Source organism: Nonomuraea sp. ZG12 (assembly GCF_052068115.1).
Taxonomy (GTDB): Bacteria; Actinomycetota; Actinomycetes; order Streptosporangiales; family Streptosporangiaceae; genus Nonomuraea.
Window position 1 is genome coordinate 1312200 of the sequence record NZ_JBQHCW010000001.1, and the last position, 17692, is coordinate 1329891.

Sequence of the window (17692 nt, forward strand, 5' to 3'; positions counted from 1 at the left end):
TCAGCTCTCCTCCATCACGATGATCTCATAGGACCGCGGCGCCTCCGGGATGACGCCCCGGACGACCATGTCCGCGGCCAGCCGGTCCGCCTCCTCGCGAAGCCTCGCGGCCGACTCCAGATCGTCGACCCGGCGCGTACGCGAGTGCGGTGGGAAGACGGACTCCTGGTCCTCGGCGAAGGAGGAGAAGACGGAGATGTCGCGCGCCTGTCGCCCGGTGAGCCGATAGGCGACCAGGACCTTGCGGTCGCCGGCCGGATTCTCCGCCATGAACCGGATGGCCACCTCCAGCAGCCCGCTCACGCTCAGGAACTCCCGGGCGGTCCCGTGCGGGTGCAGCCGGGAGCCGTAGATGGGGGAGTGGACCGGGGTGATCCAGTCCCCCCGGTACGCCTGCACGGGGCTCTCCGGTGAGCCGACGCCGGGTAGCCGCGTCATCGCGTCGTGCGCCATGTCGGCGTGCCAGCGCATCTCGTCCCACAGGCGTGGCGTCACCCCGTCGAGGCGCTCCTTCAGCGCGTTCCACGCTTCCCGCCGGTCCCTGCGCGCCTGTCTGAGCTCCCCGCCCGCCTGCCTCGCCTCTTGCGTACGGCCCCGCTCCTGCAGGCCGGCGACCCGCTGCTTGGCCTCGTCCGTACGGCGGACCGCGTCGACGTAGGCGCCGGCGAGCGGGCTCAGCGGCGAACGCGAGTCGAGGTGACCGTCCCCGACGTGCAGCATCGGGCGCAGCGCCATCGGCAGGGGCAGCGCCTTGGTGCCCGCGGCCAGGTTGTCCAGGTAGTCGCCGACCAGCCGGCCGGCCTTGTCCACCATGCGGTGGCGGACCAAGGACTCCGACATTCCCGCGGTCCACAGCTGGGTGCGCGTCACGTTGTTGATGAGGTAGTGGCTGTGCCGGGTGTACACGGTCAGCGCCATCACATGCGCCGGTGACAACCGCTCGCCCAGCGCGCGCACCTCGGCCGGGTCCGCCGGGTCGATGCCGGAACGCCGCAGCCAGTTCGACAGATCCGGGTCGGTCACCTGGCCGCTGGCGAGCTGGGGCCAGAGGCGGTCGACGGTCTCGCGGACCTTGGGATGCTGCGTCTCGGAGAAACCGGCCTTGTCCGTGGCGTTCGCGAAATATCGGTGCTCGTGTGGGAACATGCCGTCGGGCAGGATCTCGTGCCGCAGCGTGGCCAGATCGAGGCCGGGCAGGTCGCGGTAGAAGTCCACGGCCGAGGGCCGGGATCCGGGGTCGAGCCTCATCCCGCCCACGTCGGCGATCTGCGCGCCTCTGGCGATCTCGAACAGGGAGTGGTCCAGGCCCGGCAGCATCCAGCCCATGAGCGCGCCGAGGAACCGCTCGGTCGTCGGACGCCCCAGGTCGAGCATCTTGACCGCGGTGAGCATCTTGGCCGTGGTGCCTGAGATCCCGTCCACCACGAGGAAACCCTCACCGGAGACTTTGCTCGCCCACCGGGTCGACGTGGACTCGTGCGCGGTCGCGCCCTCCCTCCAGGGCAGCGGCGTGTCGGGACCGAGCCCGCCGTCGACGTTCTCCTCCACCAGCGCCCGCTCGAATCTGCCCAGCGGCGCGCCCAGCTCTTCGTAATGAGCGGGTGTCGTATGGAGGCCGAGCCGCTGGATCTCCGATTCGGAGCGCTCGTTCCGGTTGTGCTGGCTGCTGACCATCTCGGCGACGTCCCGGGCCCCGCGTTCGGACAGCATGCCGACGTTGCCCGTGCCGAACGGGTCGCGGGCGAAGGTGTAGCTGTCGTCCATAAACCTGGCCTCCAGCCGTCCGAGCAGCGGACGGTGGAGTCGCTCGTCCAACTGGTGGTGCGCCCGGCGTACCTCCGCGACGTCGAGACCGACCTCGCGAGCCCGATCCCAGGCGCCGGTGTCCATGATGCGGAGCAGGGCCTTGCCGAAGATGTGCGGGTTGTGGCGGTTGTAATAGGCGGCGTTGTAGACCGCGGTCACCAGTTCGCGGAGGTTCCCGTGGGCGAGCAGGTCGTCGACCGTCAGGCCGGCGCGCGTGCCCACCTGGCCGGCGCTGGCCGGGTCGTCCTTGAAGAAGGGGCTCTCCGCGCGGCGGGCGAAGGCGGCGGGCGACTCGCCCGGTTCCCCCGGGGTGAGGGCCAGGAGGACGTCCCGCAGCTTGCTCAGCACCGTGCGGGCGGCGTCCAGGGTCTGCGGGTCGTTGAAGTAGTGGGCGCCCAGACGCCGCTCGAACTTCGTGGCGTCCGCCGACCAGCGGGGGTCGTTGTAGAAGCGTTCGAAGTCGAACGGGACCCGCGCGGGAGTGCTTCGCGAGCCCGCCTGCCCTGGGGGCGGAGCGGGATCGCCGTCCGCTCGGGATAGCATCGGCGGCACGCTCGCGAGGGTCGGCGGGACGCCTGCCGGGGACGGCGCGAAGCCTGCTGGGGGCGGTGGGACGTCGCCGGCGGCGGCCGGAGTGGTGCGGTCCGGCGGTTGCGTGCGAGGCGCGCTGTCTCCGGGCTCGGGGACGTGGTTGAGCAGCCGCTCGATCCGGCTGGTGGGGGCCGGCTCGCTGAGCGCTCCCTGACCCCCCGCCGTACCGCTCTCACCGCGGCCCGTTCCCGGTGGCGGCACGTCCGGGGCAGCGCCCTCCGCGCCTTCCACACCCTCCGTGTCGCGGCGCGGCGTGCCGCCGGACAGCGGGTCGCCAGGCCGCCGCACGCCACCATCGGCTGTCTGCTCAGTGGCGTTCCGGGACGCGGGGGCGCTGTGCTCGCGCGGGGGCGGAGGTGCGGGTTGATCGAGGGGGCGCGGTGACGGATCCGCCGCGCCGCCGCGCTCGGCTCCGTGTACGGGCGCCGAACCCTGATCCGGTACGGTGTGCGCCCTCGTCTCCCCCGGAACGCCGGGGCCTGACGGCCGCTCCGCAGGGACCTGCGGGACAGCGTCCGGGCTGGGCACAGCGTCCCGGCCGGGTACAGCGTCCTGGCCGTGGCGCACCTGGCTCAGAGAGGTGCCGCCATCGGTGTCGGTCACGCGGGGGTCCGGCGAGGGACCGGGTGACGAGGTGAGAGAGGGAACAGCGCGGCGATCGGGCGGCGGGTCGCCGCCCCTGGGGAGGGTCGTGGTCAGGTGCTGGCCATCGGCGCCGAGGGCGCTGGAGGTCATGCCCTTGGCGAGGAGCTCCCAGCTGAAGTCGCCTTGGGCCAGCATGGTCCCAGCCGTGGTGAGCCCACCGGTCAGCGCGTCCTGGGCGGCCTGACCATGGAGCGACGAGGTGGCGGCCGCCAGCAGCCGCTCGGCCGTGCTCATCTCCGCTCTGGTCAGCCCGGCGCGCAGCGCGGGTGTGGCCAGCCGGGTCAGCCCGCCGGACAGCAGCCCCATCGCCCCGCCCATGGCCCCGCCGCTGAGCGCGGAGATGCCGAGCTGCCGCAGGTCGAGCTCGTCCCTGCGTCCCTGGGGCAGCTGGGTGAGCTGGACGCCGCCGTCCATGGCGGCGACGACCCCGGCGAAGATCGCGATGTTCGCGAGCGTGCGTTCGGCGATCTGAGCGACGGTCATGCGGGCGAGCCGCACCCGCGCCGGGATGATCGCCAGGGTGGCCCCGCCGCTGGCCAGCGAGGCGGCCAGCAGGTACGTCAGCTGCGCGATCAGCAGCCAGACGGTGAGCTCGATCATGTACTTGGCGCACTGGATCTGCACGCCGACGCCGTTGAGCGCGACGGCGGCGTTGACGAGGCGGTTCACCACGTCGGCGACCTGGGCGTCGGTGACCTTGGCGACGTACTCGGCGAAGGCCAGGTGGGCGCTGCCGTCCCAGTCCGCGCCGATCTTGTCCGCGGTCCACGGCTGGTCGGCGGCGGTGCCCTCGACGAGCCGGTGAGCGGCGGACACACAGGCGTCGGCGAGTCTGAAACAACCTGTTTCGTCCCCTTCGGGCCAGTCCATACCGACCACCCAGCCGACGTACCCCTTGGCCCAGTCAGGGACCAGGACACCGTCGAACCCCATGCGACGGTCAGGAGCCGGCAGCGGGGGGACGGTCCGCCGCCTCGTAATTCGCCGCGCTGGTGTGCAGGCCGGGAGCGATCCGGTCCAGCGCGTCGATGTAGGACCGCAACGCGGTGAAGATGCCCGACTCGATCCCCGGCAGCTTCTTGGCGAGTTCCGCGCCGTACTCGTCGTCGCCGAGCGCCTTCCTGTCGTGGTCGAAGGCCGCTCGCAGGAGGTCGCGCACCTCCGCCGCGGTCCGCCACTGTTCGTCGTAGGCGTGGGAGCCGCGGCGCAGCGCGTCGGGGCGGACGTCGAAGCCGTCCCGGGACGGCTCGGTCATGCGTCCCCGTCCACGGGCGGCGGCAGGAACGCGTCGAGTGTGACGCCCTGACCGAACACCTCGTCGTAGGGCAGTTCCTCGGGCATGAGTGGTGCGATGAGTCGTCTGCGCTGCTCCGCGACGTCCGCCGTGGCCCGTGCGGCCTGCTCCATGATCGCGCCGGCCAGCTCGGACGGGGACAGGTGCCGGTACGCCCGTGGATGGAGCCGGATGTCGCGGAGCCGGCCCTGAGGACCCACCGTCACGCTGATCATGCCGTCCGCGGACTGTGCCGTGGCCTCGATCGCCCCCACCGCCCGGTAGGCCGCGCGCGTGCCGGCGATCCGCTGATCGATGTCGGCGGCCAGCTCCTCGACCGCCGCTTGGAACTCGTTCACTCGGCCATCACCTGCCACTTGGTTAACGAATGACTTCTATTTTGCCGCGTAGTTAGGCCTTTTGCTCAAATTCCGATTTGCTCAAATTCCGATCGTCAGCCCGTGGCCAGGTCCATGCGGAGGAACTCGGTGATGCGCAGCAGCCTCGGTGGGCGTGCCGCCTCATCGGGGAGGGCCTGGAACGCCTCGTCCTCCCCGACGAGGCGTGGGACGGCGAGCTCCACCTCCCGCCCGTAGACCCGGAGCCGCGCACCGCCGGCCGCCAGGACGTTCCGCACCCAGTCCGAGCCCGATCCGTACACCAGGACGAACAGGTAGCCGCCGTCGACGGGATACGCGTCGAGCGGCGTGCGGTAAATCGCACCGGACGCGCGGCCGACGTGCGTCAGCACCGGCCACTTTCCGCCCGCGATCGCGCGAGGGTTGAACACTCGCTTGTTGACCTGCCCCCACCACCTCGGCATCGGCATTCGGGACCACCTTCTCTCGTCGCGACTTACACCCGTAAGGAGACTTACCGACGTAAGGCTGGCTTACACTCGTAAGGTTGTCAACCCGCGCCCACCCAGGAGCCGTCGTGTCCCCAGCACCGCTACCGCTCAGCCGAGGTCGCGTGCTCGAAGCCGCGATCAGGGTCGCGGATCGCGGCGGCGTGGAGGCGATCACGATGCGACGGGTGGCGCAGGAACTGGGCGTCGAGGCGATGTCGCTCTACCACCACGTACCGAACAAGGACGCGATCCTCGACGGCGTGGTCGACACGGTGTTCGCCGCGATCGAGCTGCCCGGCGCCGAGCGCGGCGATTGGCGCGACGCGATCCGGACGCGCGCTCACTCCGCGCGTACGGTCCTGTCTCGGCACAGCTGGGCCCTCGCTCTCCTGGACTCCCGCCGCCACCCGGGGCCGGCGACGCTACGCCACCACGACGCCGTCCTCGGCGTCCTCCGGGAGGCGGGGTTCACCCTGCCGATGGCCGCGCACGCCGTCTCGCTCATCGACAGCTACATCGGCGGATACGTCCTCCAGGAGGCGAACCTGCCGGTGAAGACGCCCGCCGACGTCGACGAAGTGGCCGGCGGCATCCTCGGGCGGCTGCCCGCGGACGAGTTGCCGTACCTCACGGAGATGATCGTCGAGCACGCCCTGCGCCCGGGCTACGACCACACGAGCGAGTTCGGCTACGGCCTGGACCTGATCCTGGACGCGCTCGAAGCTCGCCGCGGGCAGAGCCCCGCCACGTGAACCTCGCCCCCGCCGGTCAGGCCAGGGGGCGGGCCGGAGGGAGGCGGAGGCGGTCGACGGCCTCGCGGCGGGTGCGCTCGGGGCGGCGGTCGTAGCGGGCGGTCGTGGCCGGAGAGGAGTGGCCCACCAGCGCCTGGGCGGTCGCCAGGTCGACCCCGGCGTCCAGCAGTTCGCCGATGAACGTGCGCCGGAAGTCGTGCGCGGTGCGCGGGGACGCGCCCGCCTCGCCGAGCCGGCGGGCCAGGATGTCGGCGATCCCCTGTCCTGTCAGCCCCACCGGCCGGTCGTCGCGCAGCCGCAGCCGCCCGGCCTTGCTGATCGGGCTGAACAGCGCCCCCGGAGTCCGGCCCCGTACCTTCAGCCAGCGCTCCAGCAGGCCGATCGCCTCGGTCGTCAGATAGACCAGGCGTTCCTTGTCGCGCTTGCCGCGCACCCGCAGCGAGCGGGCGCCCGGATCGTAGTCGGCCAGCGCCAGCCCGCCGACCTCGGCGCGGCGGCAGCCGGTCGAGTACAGCACCGCGATCAGCGCCGCGTCACGCATCCCGGCCGCCGAGTCGTCGCAGGCCGACAGGGCCGCTCCGACGACCTCCGGCGGCACGTGCTGACCGGTGGGCAGGCGGCTCTGCCGTACGGGGGCCAGGTCCGAGGCGCGCGCGTAGTCCTCGGTGGTGGTCTGGCCGAGCCGCCAGGACTCCTTGAGCACCCGGCGCAGCGCCACCAGGTGCTTGTTGACGTAGGCGGCCGACCAGCCCTGCTCGGTCAGCAGCGTGCGGATGCGCACGGTGTGCTCGTAGCGCAGCAGGTGCCACGGCTGCCCCGAGCCGGTGGCGGACTCGTCGCCGGTGAGCAGCCGGGCCAGCCGGTCGAGGCAGCCGCGCATGGTGCGCCGCGACTCCGGGCTGGTCAGCGAGGCGAGGTAGACGTGGTAGGCGTCGCGGGCCGGCTCGACGGGCGACGCCGCCGAGTCCAGCACGGCGGGCAGACTCATAAGGTGATCTTAGAAGCCGTTCAGCGGTCGCCGGACGCGAGCCGCTCGACCTGGCCGAGCGCCATGCCGGTGGCCCGGCCCAGATAGTCGGCGATGAGGCGCAACTCGGCGTCGGAGTAGGTGGCGAGCAACTCGTTGTAGGCGGCCCCCGGCCGGTCCCAGGCCGCGGCGATCCGGTCCTGGACGCCGGGTGTCAGCGCCACCAGGGCTCGCCTGCGGTCCTCGGGATCGGCCCGCCGTTCGACGAGCCCGGCCTTCTCCAGCCGGTCGACCAGCCGCGAGGCCGACCCCGGCGTCAGCCCGGTGAGCTTGGCGATCCGGCCCGTGGTGACCGGGCGGCCCTCCAGGTCGAGCATGGACACGCATTGGAGGTCGGTGGGGTGCAGGCCGAGATGGTCGGCCATGGCCTGGTTGAACAGCGCGTACGCCGCGTAGTGCCGCTGGCTCTCGGCGGTGATCCGCCCCATCAACTCCTGCCGGTTCGACACGAGCCCTCCCTGTCGGCCAGTTTATGTGTGTTACGCAACATGTGCGTGACGCACGCTTATAGATCTGAAGGAACCATGACCATTCTCGTCACCGGCGCCCGTGGCGCCGTCGCCACGTGCCTCATCGCCCTCCTGCGCGAGCGCGGCATGGACGTCCGCGCCGCCTCCAGCGACCCCGGGGCCGAGCACACCTGCGACCTGAGCGACCCGGCCGCCTTCCCGGCCGCGCTCAAGGGCGTGCGCTCGGTCTTCCTGTACGCCCACCCCGCACACGCCGACGCGTTCGTCCGGGAGGCGGCCGGGGCCGGGGTCGAGCACATCGTCCTGCTCTCGTCCTCGGCCGTTCTCGGTCCCGGCGCCGAGTCCGACCCGATCGCGGCGTCGCACCTGGAGGTGGAGCGCGCCCTGCTGGCCGGGCCGGTCAGGGCGACGACGCTGCGCCCCGGTTCGTTCGCCTCCAACGCGCTGGCCTGGGCTTGGCCGATCAGGTCCGGCAGGCCGGTGAGCCTGCCGTACCCGAACGCGCACAGCGACCCCATCCACGAGGCCGACGTCGCGGACGTCGCGCTGGCCGTACTGACAAAGGCGGAAATTTCCGGACGGCCCTACACGCTGACCGGCCCTCGATCACTCACCTTCGCCGAGCAGATCGATCACCTCTCCCAGGTGACCGGCCAGAGCATCGGCACCCGGCACGTCACCCGGGAGGAGTGGAAGGCCGAGATGTCCGAGCACATCCCGGGCCACGTCGCCGACGCGCTGCTCGACTGGTGGCGGTCCAACGACGGCAGGCCCGCCGAACTCACCGCCACCGTCGAAGAGCTGACCGGCCACCCGGCCCGCCCTTTCGAGACCTGGGCGGCCGACCACGCCGGTGACTTCCAGCCGCCCCACTGAACCGGAAGCGCCCTGCCGCCGGTAGGCTTCCCGGCCGCGCCGACCGACCGACCGGGCCGGCGGGCCGGACGGGCTCAGTCCAGGTCGGCCACGCCCTCCAGGAGCCGGTCCACGTCGGAGCGGTCGTTGTAGTGGACCAGGCCGGCCCGCACCGCGCTGCCCGCGTCGCGGATGCCGAGCGCGGCGGTGACCTCCCAGGCGTAGTTGTGCCCGTTCGCCACGTTCACGCCGCGCGCCGCCAGGTGCTGGGCCACCTCCAGAGGCGTGTGCCCGGCCACGGTGAAGTACGCGGTGGCGGTGCGCCTGACGGGCTTGCCGTACATGGTGACGTGCGGCATCGCCTCCAGGCCCGCTTGCAGGACCTCGAACAGCTCCAGCTCGTGCTTCTCCGCCGCCGTCATCGAGGCCAGCAGCCGCTCGCGGCGCGTCCCCGTGCCGGGGGTCAGCGCGGCCAGATGGTCCACGGCCGCCGTCACCCCGGCCAGGTCGGCGAAGGCGGCGGTGCCCCGCTCGAAACGGTTGGGCACGGTGTCGGGGGAGGAGGCCAGCTTGTCCGGCCTGACCGTCTCCAGCAGGGCCGGGTCGGCGACGACCGCGCCGATGTGCGGGCCGGACCACTTGTAGGCGCTGGTGGCGTAGAAGTCGGCGCCCAGCGCCCGCATGTCGACCGGGCCGTGCGCGGTGGCGTGCACCCCGTCCACGTACGTCAGCGCCCCGGCCCGGTGCGCCAGCGCGGTGATCGCGGCCACGTCGGGGCGAGTGCCGAGCACGTTGCTCGCCGCCGTCACCGCCACCAGCCGGGTACGCTCGCCGATCAGCTCGGTGTACTGCCCCACCGGCAGCTCGCCGGTCACCGGATCGACCTCGGCCCAGCGGACCGTCGCCCCGGTCTGCACCCACGGGCGCACGTTCGCGTCGTGGTCCAGCCGCGACAGCACCACCTCGTCGCCCGGCCCCCAGTCCCTGGACAGCGCCCCGGCCAGCCGGTAGGTGAGGGTCGTCATGTTGGGGCCGAGGATCACCCCGCCGGGCCGACCGCCGACCAGGTCGGCCACGGCCTCCCGGCACGCCGCCACGATCGCCTCCGAGCGATGGCTGGCCGGGAAGGCGCCGCCCACGTTGCCGATTCCGGCTCGGTAGGCGCCGGCGATGGCGTCGATCACCGCCTGCGGAACCTGGGTGCCCGCCGCGCCGTCGAGGTAGGCGTGGCCGTCGGTCAGGGCGGGATAGGAGGAACGTACTGATGCGATGGGAAGGAGCATGATGGAATCATGCTCAGCCTGCGGGACCTCAACCGGGCCACCCTGGCGCGTCAGCACCTGCTGCGGCGGCACCAGGGCGCCGTGACCGACGTCGTGCACCGGCTGGCCGGGCTGCAGGCGCAGGAGCCGCGCCCGCCCTACCTGGGGATGTGGAACAGGCTGGCCGGCTTCGCCCGCGACGACCTGCACGCGGCGCTGCACGCCCGCATGGTGGTGCGGGCGACCCTGCACCGCGGCACCCTGCACCTGGTGACGGCGGCGGACTTCGCCGCGTTCCGGCCGCTGCTGCGGCCCGTGCTGGAAGCCGCCGCGCGGCGCTTCGACGCCGTGGATCTCGGCGGGGACGTCGACGCCGTGGTGAAGGCCGCCGGCCGGATGCTGGCCGAGCGGCCGCACACGTTCAACGAGCTGCGGCCACGGCTGCAGGCGGAGTTCCCCGGGGCCGACGACCGGGCGCTCGGCTACGCGGTGCGGATGCTCGCGCCGCTGATCATGGTGCCGACGGGGGACCGGTGGAGTTTCGCCCGCGAGTCCGCCTTCGCGCCGCCCGGCATCGACCTCGACCCGGCGCCCTCGACGGCGGACCTGGTCGAGCGTTACCTGGCCGCGTTCGGGCCCGCCACCGTCGCCGACATGCAGGTCTGGTCCGGGCTGGGCGGGCTCAAGCCCGTCTTCGCCGGCCTGCGCGACCGGCTGGAGGTGCTGACCGACGAGACGGGCAGAGAGCTGTACGACCTGCCGGGCGCGCCCCGGCCGGGCGGCGACGTGCCCGCACCGGTCAGGTTCCTGCCGGACTTCGACAACCTGATGCTCGGCCACGCCGACCGCACCCGGGTGCTGGCCGACGAGCACCGCGGCGCGGTCGCCACCAAGAACCTGCGGATCCGCGCCACCTACCTCATCGACGGCTTCGCCGCCGGCACATGGCAGATCAAGCGCTCCGGCAAGCAGGCAAGGCTGCTCGTCACCCCGTTCGCCGAGCACCCGATGGACCCGCTGGAAGAGGAGGGGATGGCGCTGCTGGCCTTCGCCGAGCCGGACGCGCCGGGCCGCCGACTTGAAGTAGTGGGGTGAGTCTGGTTGGTTCAGGGCGGAGGTGTCACCATTTCACCATGTCCCAGCTGACCGCCCTGGATGCGCAGTTCCTGCACTTCGAGACCGCCACGAACGTCGCCAACATCGCCGGCCTGGCCGTTCTCGAGGGAAGTCTCAACCGCGCCGACCTGCAGGACCTGCTGGAGGCGCGGCTGCCGTACGTCCCGGCGCTGCACCGCAAGCTGGCCCCGGTGCCGTTCGGCCTGGACCACCCCTACTGGGTGCGGGAAGACGATCTCGACCTCGACTACCACGTACGTGAGATCGGGCTGCCGCCGCCGGGGGACGACAGGCAACTGGCCGAGCAGGTGGCCCGGCTGCATCCGCGCCGCCTGGACCGGGGCAGGCCGCTGTGGGAGATCTACCTGATCCACGGGCTGCGCGGCGGGCGTACCGGGCTCTATGTGAAGATCCATCACGCGGCCGTGGACGGCGTCGGCGGCGCGGACGTGCTGGCCGCGCTGCTCGACCTCGGGCCCGTCCCCGCGCCCCCGCCCGAGCACGAGCCCGAGTGGGACGAGCCGCCGCCCGGCCACGCCGAGATGGTGGCGCGCGGGCTGGCCAGGATGGCCGGCAACCCGGCGCAGGCGTTGCGGTTCGCCGCCCGCGCGATGCCGCACCTGGACGAGATCCCCGTCGTGTCGTCGCTGCCCGGCAGCGGGGCCGTCGCGGCGCTGGCGCGCCGGGCCGCGGGCAGCGGGCAGGCGCCGGAGCTGCCGTCGCTGCCCGCGCCGAAGACGCCGTTCAGCGGACCGATCTCGGCGCACCGGCGCTTCGCGTTCGTCTCGCTGCCGCTGGAGGAGTTCAAGGCGGTGCGCAAGGAATTCGACGTCACCGTCAACGACGTGGTCATGGCGGTGTGCGCGGGAGCGCTGCGCCGCTGGCTCGCCGCGCACGGCGGGGTCCCGGACCAGCCGCTGGTGGCCGGGGTGCCGTTCTCGCTGCGCGCGGCGGGCGACGAGGGGACGGGCAACCAGGTCACGATCATGACCGCGCCGCTGGCCGTGCACCTGGACGATCCGGTGGCCCGGCTGCACGAGGTGCGGCACGCGATGCAGCGGATCAAGGACCGGTTCTCGCTGTCGCCCGCGCGGTGGCTGCGCGAGTTCAGCGAGTCGATGCCCGCGGCGCTCATGGGGCTCGCCTCCAGGTCGGCGTTCGGGCTGGTCGGGCAGACCGTGCCGCCGATCAACGTGTTCATCTCGAACGTGCCGGGCCCGCAGTTCCCGCTGTACGTGTCCGGCGTGCGGCTGCTGCACCACTATCCGGTCTCGGTGATCACCGACATGAGCGGCGGGGTGAACATCACCGCCTTCTCCTACGACGGCTCCCTCGACTTCGGAGTGGTCACCGACCGGACGATGGTGCCGGACGCGTGGGAGCTGGCCGGACACCTGCGCGAAGCACTCGACGAACTGCTCAATGCGGAAGCTTCCTTTCCGCGATAGTGCCTAGCCTGCCGGTATGAAGCTGAACCGCAGGGTGCTCAACCGCACGACGCTGAACCGCCAGCTCCTGCTCGCCCGCTCGTCGCTGTCCCCGGCGCGGGCGATCGAGCGGCTGGTCGCCCTCCAGGGGCAGGAGGTCAACCCGCCGTACTTCGGCCTGTGGTCGCGCCTGGCCTCCTTCGCCCACGACGACCTGACCTCCCTGCTGTACGGCAGGCAGGTCGTCCGCGGCTCGCTGCTGCGCGGCACCCAGCATCTGGCCCTGGCCGACGACTACCGGTGGCTGCGGCCGCTCATGCAGGCGCCGATGTCGCGGGCCCGGCAGGCCGGGTTCGGCCGGACCACCGCCGGGGTGGACCTGGACGAGCTGGTGACGCTGGCCCGCGGCCACCTAGCGGGCCGTACGCTGACCCGGCCCCAGCTCCGCGACCTGCTCCTGGAACGCTGGCCGGACGTCGAGCCGATGGCGCTCGGCTGGTCGGCGCAGGCGCTGGTGCCGGTGGTGCACACCCCGCCGAGCGGCATCTGGAACCGGGGCGGGGCGACCCCTTTCACCCTGGCCGAGGAGTGGCTCGGACGGCCGCTTGACGACGCCCTGCCCGTCGAACGACTCGTCACCCGCTACCTCGCCGCCTTCGGCCCCGCGAGCGTGATGGACGTGCAGATGTGGTCGGGCCTGACCCGGCTGCGGCCGGTGATCGACGCCATGTCTTTACGGAAATATCACGACACCGAGGGTCGTGTCCTCTACGACCTGCCGGACGCGCCGCTGGCCGAGGAGGACGTGCCCGCTCCCGTGCGTTTCCTGCCGGCCTTCGACAACCTCATCGTCGCGTACGCCGACCGCACCCGGCTGATGACGGACGAGCAGCGCAAAGCCGTGTGCGTGGGCGCCGTCATCTTCCCCACCTTCCTCGTCGACGGCGTCGTCGCCGGCATGTGGGACATCAAGGACGGCGCGCTGGACCTGCGGCCCTTCCACCCGCTGCCGGAGCCGGCCAGGGCCGAACTCGCCGCCGAGGGCGCCGGCCTGCTCGGCTTCGCGGGCGCGCCGGACGGCACCATCACATGGCGCCGCCCCTCGGCAGAGCACCGGCCGAGCGGCGCCGGCCGCTAGCCGAGGTAGTCGCGCAGCGCCATGGCCCTGGACGGGTGGCGCAGCTTGGACATCGTCTTGGCCTCGATCTGCCTGATCCGCTCGCGGGTCACGCCATAGATGCGGCCGATCTCGTCGAGGGTCATCGGCTTGCCGTTGGTCAGGCCGTAGCGCATGGAGATCACGCCCGCCTCGCGCTCGGACAGGTCGTCCAGCAGCGCGCGCAGCTGCTGCTGCAGCAGCGTGAAGGAGACGGCCTCGGCGGGGGAGACGGCCTCGGTGTCCTCGATGAGGTCGCCGAACTCGCTGTCGCCTTCCGTCCCGAGCGGCGTGTGCAGGGAGATCGGCTCGCGGCCGTAGCCCTGCACCTCGATCACCCGGTCGGTGGTGAGCTCGGTCTCGGCGGCGATCTCCTCCGGGGTGGGCTCGCGGCCGAGGTCGCTCTGCAGCGTGCGCTGGGCCCGCGCGACCTTGTTGATCATCTCTACCATGTGCACCGGGATGCGGATCGTGCGCGCCTGGTCGGCCATGGCCCGGGTGATCGCCTGCTTGATCCACCAGGTGGCGTAGGTGGAGAACTTGTAGCCGAGGCGGTAGTCGAACTTCTCGATCGTCCTGATGAGGCCGAGATTGCCCTCCTGGATCAGGTCGAGGAAGAGCATGCCACGGCCGGTGTAGCGCTTGGCGATGGACACCACCAGGCGCAGGTTGGCCTCCAGCATCCGCTGTCTGGCGCGGTCCCCGTCGTCGGCGATCCACTCGAGGTCGGCGCGGAGCTCACCGCTGATGCCGTCCTCGGTGTCGAGCCGCTCCCGGGCGAACAGACCGGCCTCGATGCGCTTGGCCAGGTCGATCTCCTGAGAGGCGGTCAGGAGCGGCACCCGCCCGATCTCCTTCAGGTAGGTCTTGACGGAGTCGGTGCCGATGACTGAAGTCGTGTTGTCGTCCAGGTCGACGAGCTCTGCTGCTGCTTGGGTCAAGGCGATCTCCTCGCTCGGGTTGGACGGAGTCGGCGGCGGCGCCGGCACCGGCGTCGGGTGCTTGTCGAGTTCGGGAATCGGCCCCCTAGCACGAGCGGGAGAATTGTTCACCCCCAAGCTACCCAACGGCACCGACAGCTTGTGACGCCCGTCTCAACCTGATCTGAAGGACATCCACGCCGCGGTCGCGTCGTCATGCGGCTTCCCGCGCACCGGGCCGTGCGCCCGCTCCTCCGCACGCACCCTGGCCAGCAACTCCTCGGGGGCCCGCGCGGCGCCGCTGACCAGCCACTCCCAGGAGTGGCCGTACCAGTCCGCCAGTCTTGTCACGCCGTCGGTGAACAGGGCGATCCCGCGCAGCTCGGGCACCGGCGTCGAGCCGGTCAGCGCCTGCGCCGCCGCCTCGGGGCAGGTGCTCGCCACCCAGAACCCGCCGGGCCTGTTGCGCAGCGAGGCGACCAGCTCCAGTGAGTACGGCCGCCCGCCGGGCAGACGCTCGAGCCGGTCGTCGGTGACGACCGTGACCGTGCCGTCGTGGCGCCACAGCCCGATGGCGCAGTCGCACAGCACCAGGTGGTCGAGCCGGTCGCCGCGACGGCGGGCGATGGCGACGGTGCAGGAGGGCGAGTTCGGGTTGCCCAGGTCGCAGGTCGCCGCGTGCGCCTCCATGGTGGCGGCGATCGCCCGCCCCAGGATCCCGGGCAGGCGCTCGTCGCCGTCGAGACGGACCGCCAGGGCGCCCGCCAGCGTGCGCACCAGCCAGCTCACGTCGTGGACGCAGCCGGAGTCGATCCCGCGCGGCGCGGTCGCGCCGTCCAGCACCACCACCCAGGACGGCCCGGCGATCACGTAGTCCTCGTTGACGCCGCCCGGCGCGGCGGCAGTGGCATAGCGGACCCGCGTCATCGAACTCCTCGGAATGGCCGGCGCATTCGCGGGTAACCGTTACGGAGAAAGGCTGCGCAAATGGCGATTCAAGATTGTCACGCGAGCCGGTCGGAGGCTCCGGCAGGTGATTTACATTCCCCTCATGACGGCCGTGCCCACCTCTCCGGCCCGTGACAGGGCCCGGATCTACCTTTGGCGGTACAACACATGACACGCCCTCGTTCGAGCCTCGTCCACCAGGCCTCGTACGCGCTCAAGCACCCCCACAAGGTCGTACCGCACCTGCGCAGGCTCGCCCGCGACTCGTGGCTCCGCCTGCGCACCCGCGACCACGTCGCCTACTACCGGGCGGTCATGAAGTCCGACACGGCGCGCAGCCCGGAGGGCGCCGTCGGGTCCCACTCGCACAAGCGCTGGCTGGCCCTGGGCCGCATGCAGTTCGACTACCTGGTGGAGCACGGGCTCAAGCCCGAATGCCGCATGCTGGAGATCGGCTGCGGCAATCTGCGGGCCGGGCGGCTGTTCGTCGACTACCTGCACACCGGCAACTACTACGGCATCGACATCTCGCCGGACATCCTCATGGCCGCCCACGACACCGTCGCCACCCACGGGCTGCGCGAGAAGATGCCCTACCTCACCCCGGTACGTGACCTGCGCTTCGCGTTCCTGCCGGACGAGCACTTCGACGTCGTCCACGCCCACAGCGTCTTCTCCCACTCGCCGCTGGAGGTGATCGACGAGTGCTTCGCGCACGTCGGCCGGATCATGCGGCCGACGGGCTGGTTCGACTTCACCTTCGACCGCACCGAGGGCAAGGAGCACCAGGTCCTGCGCGAGGACTTCTACTACCGCACCGAGACCCTGGTGGCGCTGGCCGACCGGCACGGACTGGACGCCGCCTTCATGGAGGACTGGGAGCGAGGACCGCACAAGCAGTCCAAGATCCGCGTCACCAGGCGGCGATGAATCCGGATGCGCGCCGTACCCGCCGGTCCCTAGGCTGCTGCGGGTGAGAGACGTCCGCGCGCTGCCCAAGGCCCACCTGCACGTCCACCTGGAGAGCACGGTGCGGCCACGCACCGTGCTCGACCTCGGCGGCGAGCCGGCGCCGGAGGAGGGCTTCACGAGCTTCCGCGCGTTCGCCGACCAGCGGGCGCGGGTGCGCGGCCTGCTGCGCACGGCCGGCGACTTCCGGCGGGTGGCGCTGGAGTTCTGCGAGGACGAGGCGGCGCAGGGCACCCGCTACGCCGAGGTCACCTTCACCGCGGCCGCCCACGGCGAGCGGCTGGGGGCGCCGGAGATGCCGCTGGAGGCGGTGCTCGACGGGCTGGCCGAGGGCGCCCGGTACGGCATCGAGTGCCGGGTGCTGCTCGACCACTCCCGGCGGCGGCCCGTCGAGCGGCTCTGGCGGACCTACAGGCTCGCCACCCGCTACGAGCAGGTGATCGGGATCGGGCTGGCCGGTGACGAGAGCCACCCGCTGGCGCCGTTCGCCGAGGTGTTCGACGCGGCCAGGGACGCAGGCCTGCACCTGGTGCACCACGCGGGGGAGTTCGCCGGGCCGGCCAGCGTCCGCGAGGCCCTCACCCTCGGCCACGCCGAACGACTCGGCCACGGCATCCGCGTGCTGGAGGACCCCGCCCTGGTCGAGGAGGTGCGCGAGCGGGGCATCCCGCTCGAGGTCTGCCCCACCTCCAACGTCCTGCTCGGCGTCGTCCCCGACCTGGCCGCCCACCCGCTGCAGCGGCTGCGCGCGGCCGGACTGGCCGTCACGCTCAACACCGACGGCGAGACCACCCTCGCCGGCGAGTACGGCCGCGCGCGCGACATCTTCGGCTGCGACGACCCGGCCCTGGCCGAGCTGGCCAGGACCGGCATCGAGGCGTCGTTCGCCCGGCCGGAGCTCAAGGCCGCACTCCTGACGGGGGTGGACGACTGGCTCGCCGGGGAGGTCAGGGATCCCCGAGGCCCGCGTCCCGGGCCATGGTCACTGCCTCGACTCTGCTGGTGACCTGCAGTTTCTCGAAGATGCGGCCGATGTGGTTGCGTACGGTCTTCTCCGAGAGGACGAGCGCCGCGGCGATGCGGTGGTTGTTGAGCCCGCGGGCCGCCAGGGTGAGCACCTCCCGCTCCCGCGCGGTCAGCATGGGCAGGCGTAGCTGCGCGGCGTTCCCGCGCGGATCGGTGAGCAGACGCGAGATGCGCCGGGCGACGTCGGGGCCGAAGACGGCGCCCCCGGCCGCCACGGTGTGGACCGCGTGCAGCACGGTGTCCCGCCCCGCCCCCTTGACGAGGTAGCCGCGAGCGCCCGCCTGCAGCGCCGAGACCAGGCTGCCGTCGTCGTCGGACATCGTCAGGACCAGCACCGGAGGCGCGTCCTCGGCCGCCGCCAGCCGCCGGGTGGCCTCCACGCCCGATGTCCCGGGCAGCCCGAGATCCATGATCACAACGGTCGGGCGGTGCCGCGCGACGGCGTCGTCGACCTCCGCGGCGGAGCCCGCCTCGGCCACCACCTCGATGTCTCCCGAGCTCTCCAGCGCCGCCCGCAGGCCGTGCCGGAAGAGCGGATGATCGTCCACGATCAGAACGCGTACCGCCGGAACATCCTTCACAGCCTTCTACACTACGAG

At 72.2% G+C, this 17692-nt stretch carries 16 protein-coding genes and 1 pseudogene; 7 read left to right on the plus strand and 10 right to left on the minus strand.

What is annotated here, in order from left to right; translation table 11 throughout:
* The 4 genes from ACTMTF_RS06125 to ACTMTF_RS06140 all read right to left on the minus strand — a co-directional run bounded on the left by ACTMTF_RS06125 (position 1) and on the right by ACTMTF_RS06140 (position 5144).
* Positions 1-3975 (minus strand): hypothetical protein, encoded by a 3975-nt coding sequence (locus ACTMTF_RS06125; protein ID WP_441109619.1) that lies wholly within the window; start codon positions 3973-3975, stop codon positions 1-3.
* A gap of 7 nt (positions 3976-3982) precedes the next feature.
* On the minus strand, positions 3983-4297 hold the full coding sequence (locus ACTMTF_RS06130; RefSeq protein ID WP_441109620.1) for a hypothetical protein: 315 nt from the start codon (positions 4295-4297) through the stop codon (positions 3983-3985).
* Positions 4294-4674 carry a YbaB/EbfC family nucleoid-associated protein gene (locus tag ACTMTF_RS06135; protein ID WP_441109621.1) on the minus strand — a complete coding sequence of 127 codons (381 nt, stop codon included), beginning with the start codon at positions 4672-4674 and terminating at the stop codon, positions 4294-4296. The genes ACTMTF_RS06130 and ACTMTF_RS06135 overlap by 4 nt, the downstream gene beginning before the upstream one ends.
* A gap of 95 nt (positions 4675-4769) precedes the next feature.
* A complete protein-coding gene (locus ACTMTF_RS06140; protein ID WP_441109622.1) occupies positions 4770-5144 on the minus strand; it encodes a nitroreductase family deazaflavin-dependent oxidoreductase in 375 nt (124 codons plus the stop codon).
* A gap of 107 nt (positions 5145-5251) precedes the next feature.
* Between ACTMTF_RS06140 and ACTMTF_RS06145 the strand changes: the two genes are divergently transcribed.
* Positions 5252-5917 (plus strand): TetR/AcrR family transcriptional regulator, encoded by a 666-nt coding sequence (locus ACTMTF_RS06145; protein ID WP_441109623.1) that lies wholly within the window; start codon positions 5252-5254, stop codon positions 5915-5917.
* Between the two features lie 16 nt (positions 5918-5933).
* On the opposite strand, the gene ACTMTF_RS06150 is transcribed toward ACTMTF_RS06145, so the two are convergent.
* Positions 5934-6905, minus strand: a complete 972-nt coding sequence (locus tag ACTMTF_RS06150; protein ID WP_441109624.1) for a tyrosine-type recombinase/integrase — start codon at positions 6903-6905, stop codon at positions 5934-5936.
* A gap of 20 nt (positions 6906-6925) precedes the next feature.
* On the minus strand, positions 6926-7393 hold the full coding sequence (locus ACTMTF_RS06155) for a MarR family winged helix-turn-helix transcriptional regulator (protein ID WP_441109625.1): 468 nt from the start codon (positions 7391-7393) through the stop codon (positions 6926-6928).
* 75 nt (positions 7394-7468) lie between these two features.
* Between ACTMTF_RS06155 and ACTMTF_RS06160 the strand changes: the two genes are divergently transcribed.
* Entirely contained in the window at positions 7469-8290 is an 822-nt protein-coding gene (locus ACTMTF_RS06160; RefSeq protein ID WP_441109626.1) for an SDR family oxidoreductase, read from the plus strand.
* Positions 8291-8364: 74 nt separating this feature from the next.
* On the opposite strand, the gene ACTMTF_RS06165 is transcribed toward ACTMTF_RS06160, so the two are convergent.
* Entirely contained in the window at positions 8365-9552 is a 1188-nt protein-coding gene (locus tag ACTMTF_RS06165) for a cysteine desulfurase-like protein (RefSeq protein ID WP_441109627.1), read from the minus strand.
* A 9-nt stretch (positions 9553-9561) separates the two neighbouring features.
* On the opposite strand from ACTMTF_RS06165, the gene ACTMTF_RS06170 reads away from it, so the two are divergent.
* From ACTMTF_RS06170 to ACTMTF_RS06180, 3 genes are read left to right on the plus strand one after another with little or no spacing between them, the layout of a single operon-like run.
* Entirely contained in the window at positions 9562-10626 is a 1065-nt protein-coding gene (locus ACTMTF_RS06170; protein ID WP_441109628.1) for a winged helix DNA-binding domain-containing protein, read from the plus strand.
* A gap of 38 nt (positions 10627-10664) precedes the next feature.
* The gene (locus ACTMTF_RS06175) at positions 10665-12095 is read left to right on the plus strand and encodes a WS/DGAT/MGAT family O-acyltransferase (protein WP_441109629.1); all 1431 of its coding nucleotides are present in this window, start codon (positions 10665-10667) and stop codon (positions 12093-12095) included.
* Positions 12096-12111: 16 nt separating this feature from the next.
* Positions 12112-13212: a winged helix DNA-binding domain-containing protein gene (locus ACTMTF_RS06180; protein ID WP_441109630.1), complete on the plus strand. Its 1101-nt coding sequence runs from the start codon at positions 12112-12114 to the stop codon at positions 13210-13212.
* Here ACTMTF_RS06180 and ACTMTF_RS06185 read toward each other — a convergent pair.
* Both ACTMTF_RS06185 and ACTMTF_RS06190 read right to left on the minus strand, forming a co-directional pair.
* A pseudogene (locus ACTMTF_RS06185) lies at positions 13209-14108 on the minus strand (RNA polymerase sigma factor); the annotation flags it as partial. The gene ACTMTF_RS06180 and the pseudogene ACTMTF_RS06185 overlap by 4 nt on opposite strands.
* Before the next feature lie 216 nt (positions 14109-14324).
* The gene (locus ACTMTF_RS06190; RefSeq protein ID WP_441109631.1) at positions 14325-15077 is read right to left on the minus strand and encodes a protein phosphatase 2C domain-containing protein; all 753 of its coding nucleotides are present in this window, start codon (positions 15075-15077) and stop codon (positions 14325-14327) included.
* Positions 15078-15266: 189 nt separating this feature from the next.
* Here ACTMTF_RS06190 and ACTMTF_RS06195 point away from each other — a divergent pair, with 189 nt between their 5' ends.
* A complete protein-coding gene (locus ACTMTF_RS06195; protein WP_441109632.1) occupies positions 15267-16028 on the plus strand; it encodes a class I SAM-dependent DNA methyltransferase in 762 nt (253 codons plus the stop codon).
* Positions 16029-16071: 43 nt separating this feature from the next.
* Entirely contained in the window at positions 16072-17073 is a 1002-nt protein-coding gene (gene add / locus ACTMTF_RS06200) for an adenosine deaminase (RefSeq protein WP_441109633.1), read from the plus strand.
* Here the strand turns inward: add and ACTMTF_RS06205 are convergent.
* Positions 17015-17674 carry a response regulator gene (locus ACTMTF_RS06205; protein ID WP_441109634.1) on the minus strand — a complete coding sequence of 220 codons (660 nt, stop codon included), beginning with the start codon at positions 17672-17674 and terminating at the stop codon, positions 17015-17017. The genes add and ACTMTF_RS06205 overlap by 59 nt on opposite strands.
* Positions 17675-17692: the final 18 nt, after the last annotated feature.

Coding starts and splice junctions, on each gene's coding strand:
- ACTMTF_RS06125 (WP_441109619.1), bottom strand. CDS start 3,975: ATGGGGTTCGACGGTGTCCTGGTCCCTGACTGGGCCAAGGGGTACGTC.
- ACTMTF_RS06130 (WP_441109620.1), bottom strand. CDS start 4,297: ATGACCGAGCCGTCCCGGGACGGCTTCGACGTCCGCCCCGACGCGCTG.
- ACTMTF_RS06140 (WP_441109622.1), bottom strand. CDS start 5,144: ATGCCGATGCCGAGGTGGTGGGGGCAGGTCAACAAGCGAGTGTTCAAC.
- ACTMTF_RS06150 (WP_441109624.1), bottom strand. CDS start 6,905: ATGAGTCTGCCCGCCGTGCTGGACTCGGCGGCGTCGCCCGTCGAGCCG.
- ACTMTF_RS06160 (WP_441109626.1), top strand. CDS start 7,469: ATGACCATTCTCGTCACCGGCGCCCGTGGCGCCGTCGCCACGTGCCTC.
- ACTMTF_RS06165 (WP_441109627.1), bottom strand. CDS start 9,552: ATGCTCCTTCCCATCGCATCAGTACGTTCCTCCTATCCCGCCCTGACC.
- ACTMTF_RS06170 (WP_441109628.1), top strand. CDS start 9,562: ATGCTCAGCCTGCGGGACCTCAACCGGGCCACCCTGGCGCGTCAGCAC.
- ACTMTF_RS06175 (WP_441109629.1), top strand. CDS start 10,665: ATGTCCCAGCTGACCGCCCTGGATGCGCAGTTCCTGCACTTCGAGACC.
- ACTMTF_RS06180 (WP_441109630.1), top strand. CDS start 12,112: ATGAAGCTGAACCGCAGGGTGCTCAACCGCACGACGCTGAACCGCCAG.
- ACTMTF_RS06190 (WP_441109631.1), bottom strand. CDS start 15,077: ATGACGCGGGTCCGCTATGCCACTGCCGCCGCGCCGGGCGGCGTCAAC.
- ACTMTF_RS06195 (WP_441109632.1), top strand. CDS start 15,267: ATGACACGCCCTCGTTCGAGCCTCGTCCACCAGGCCTCGTACGCGCTC.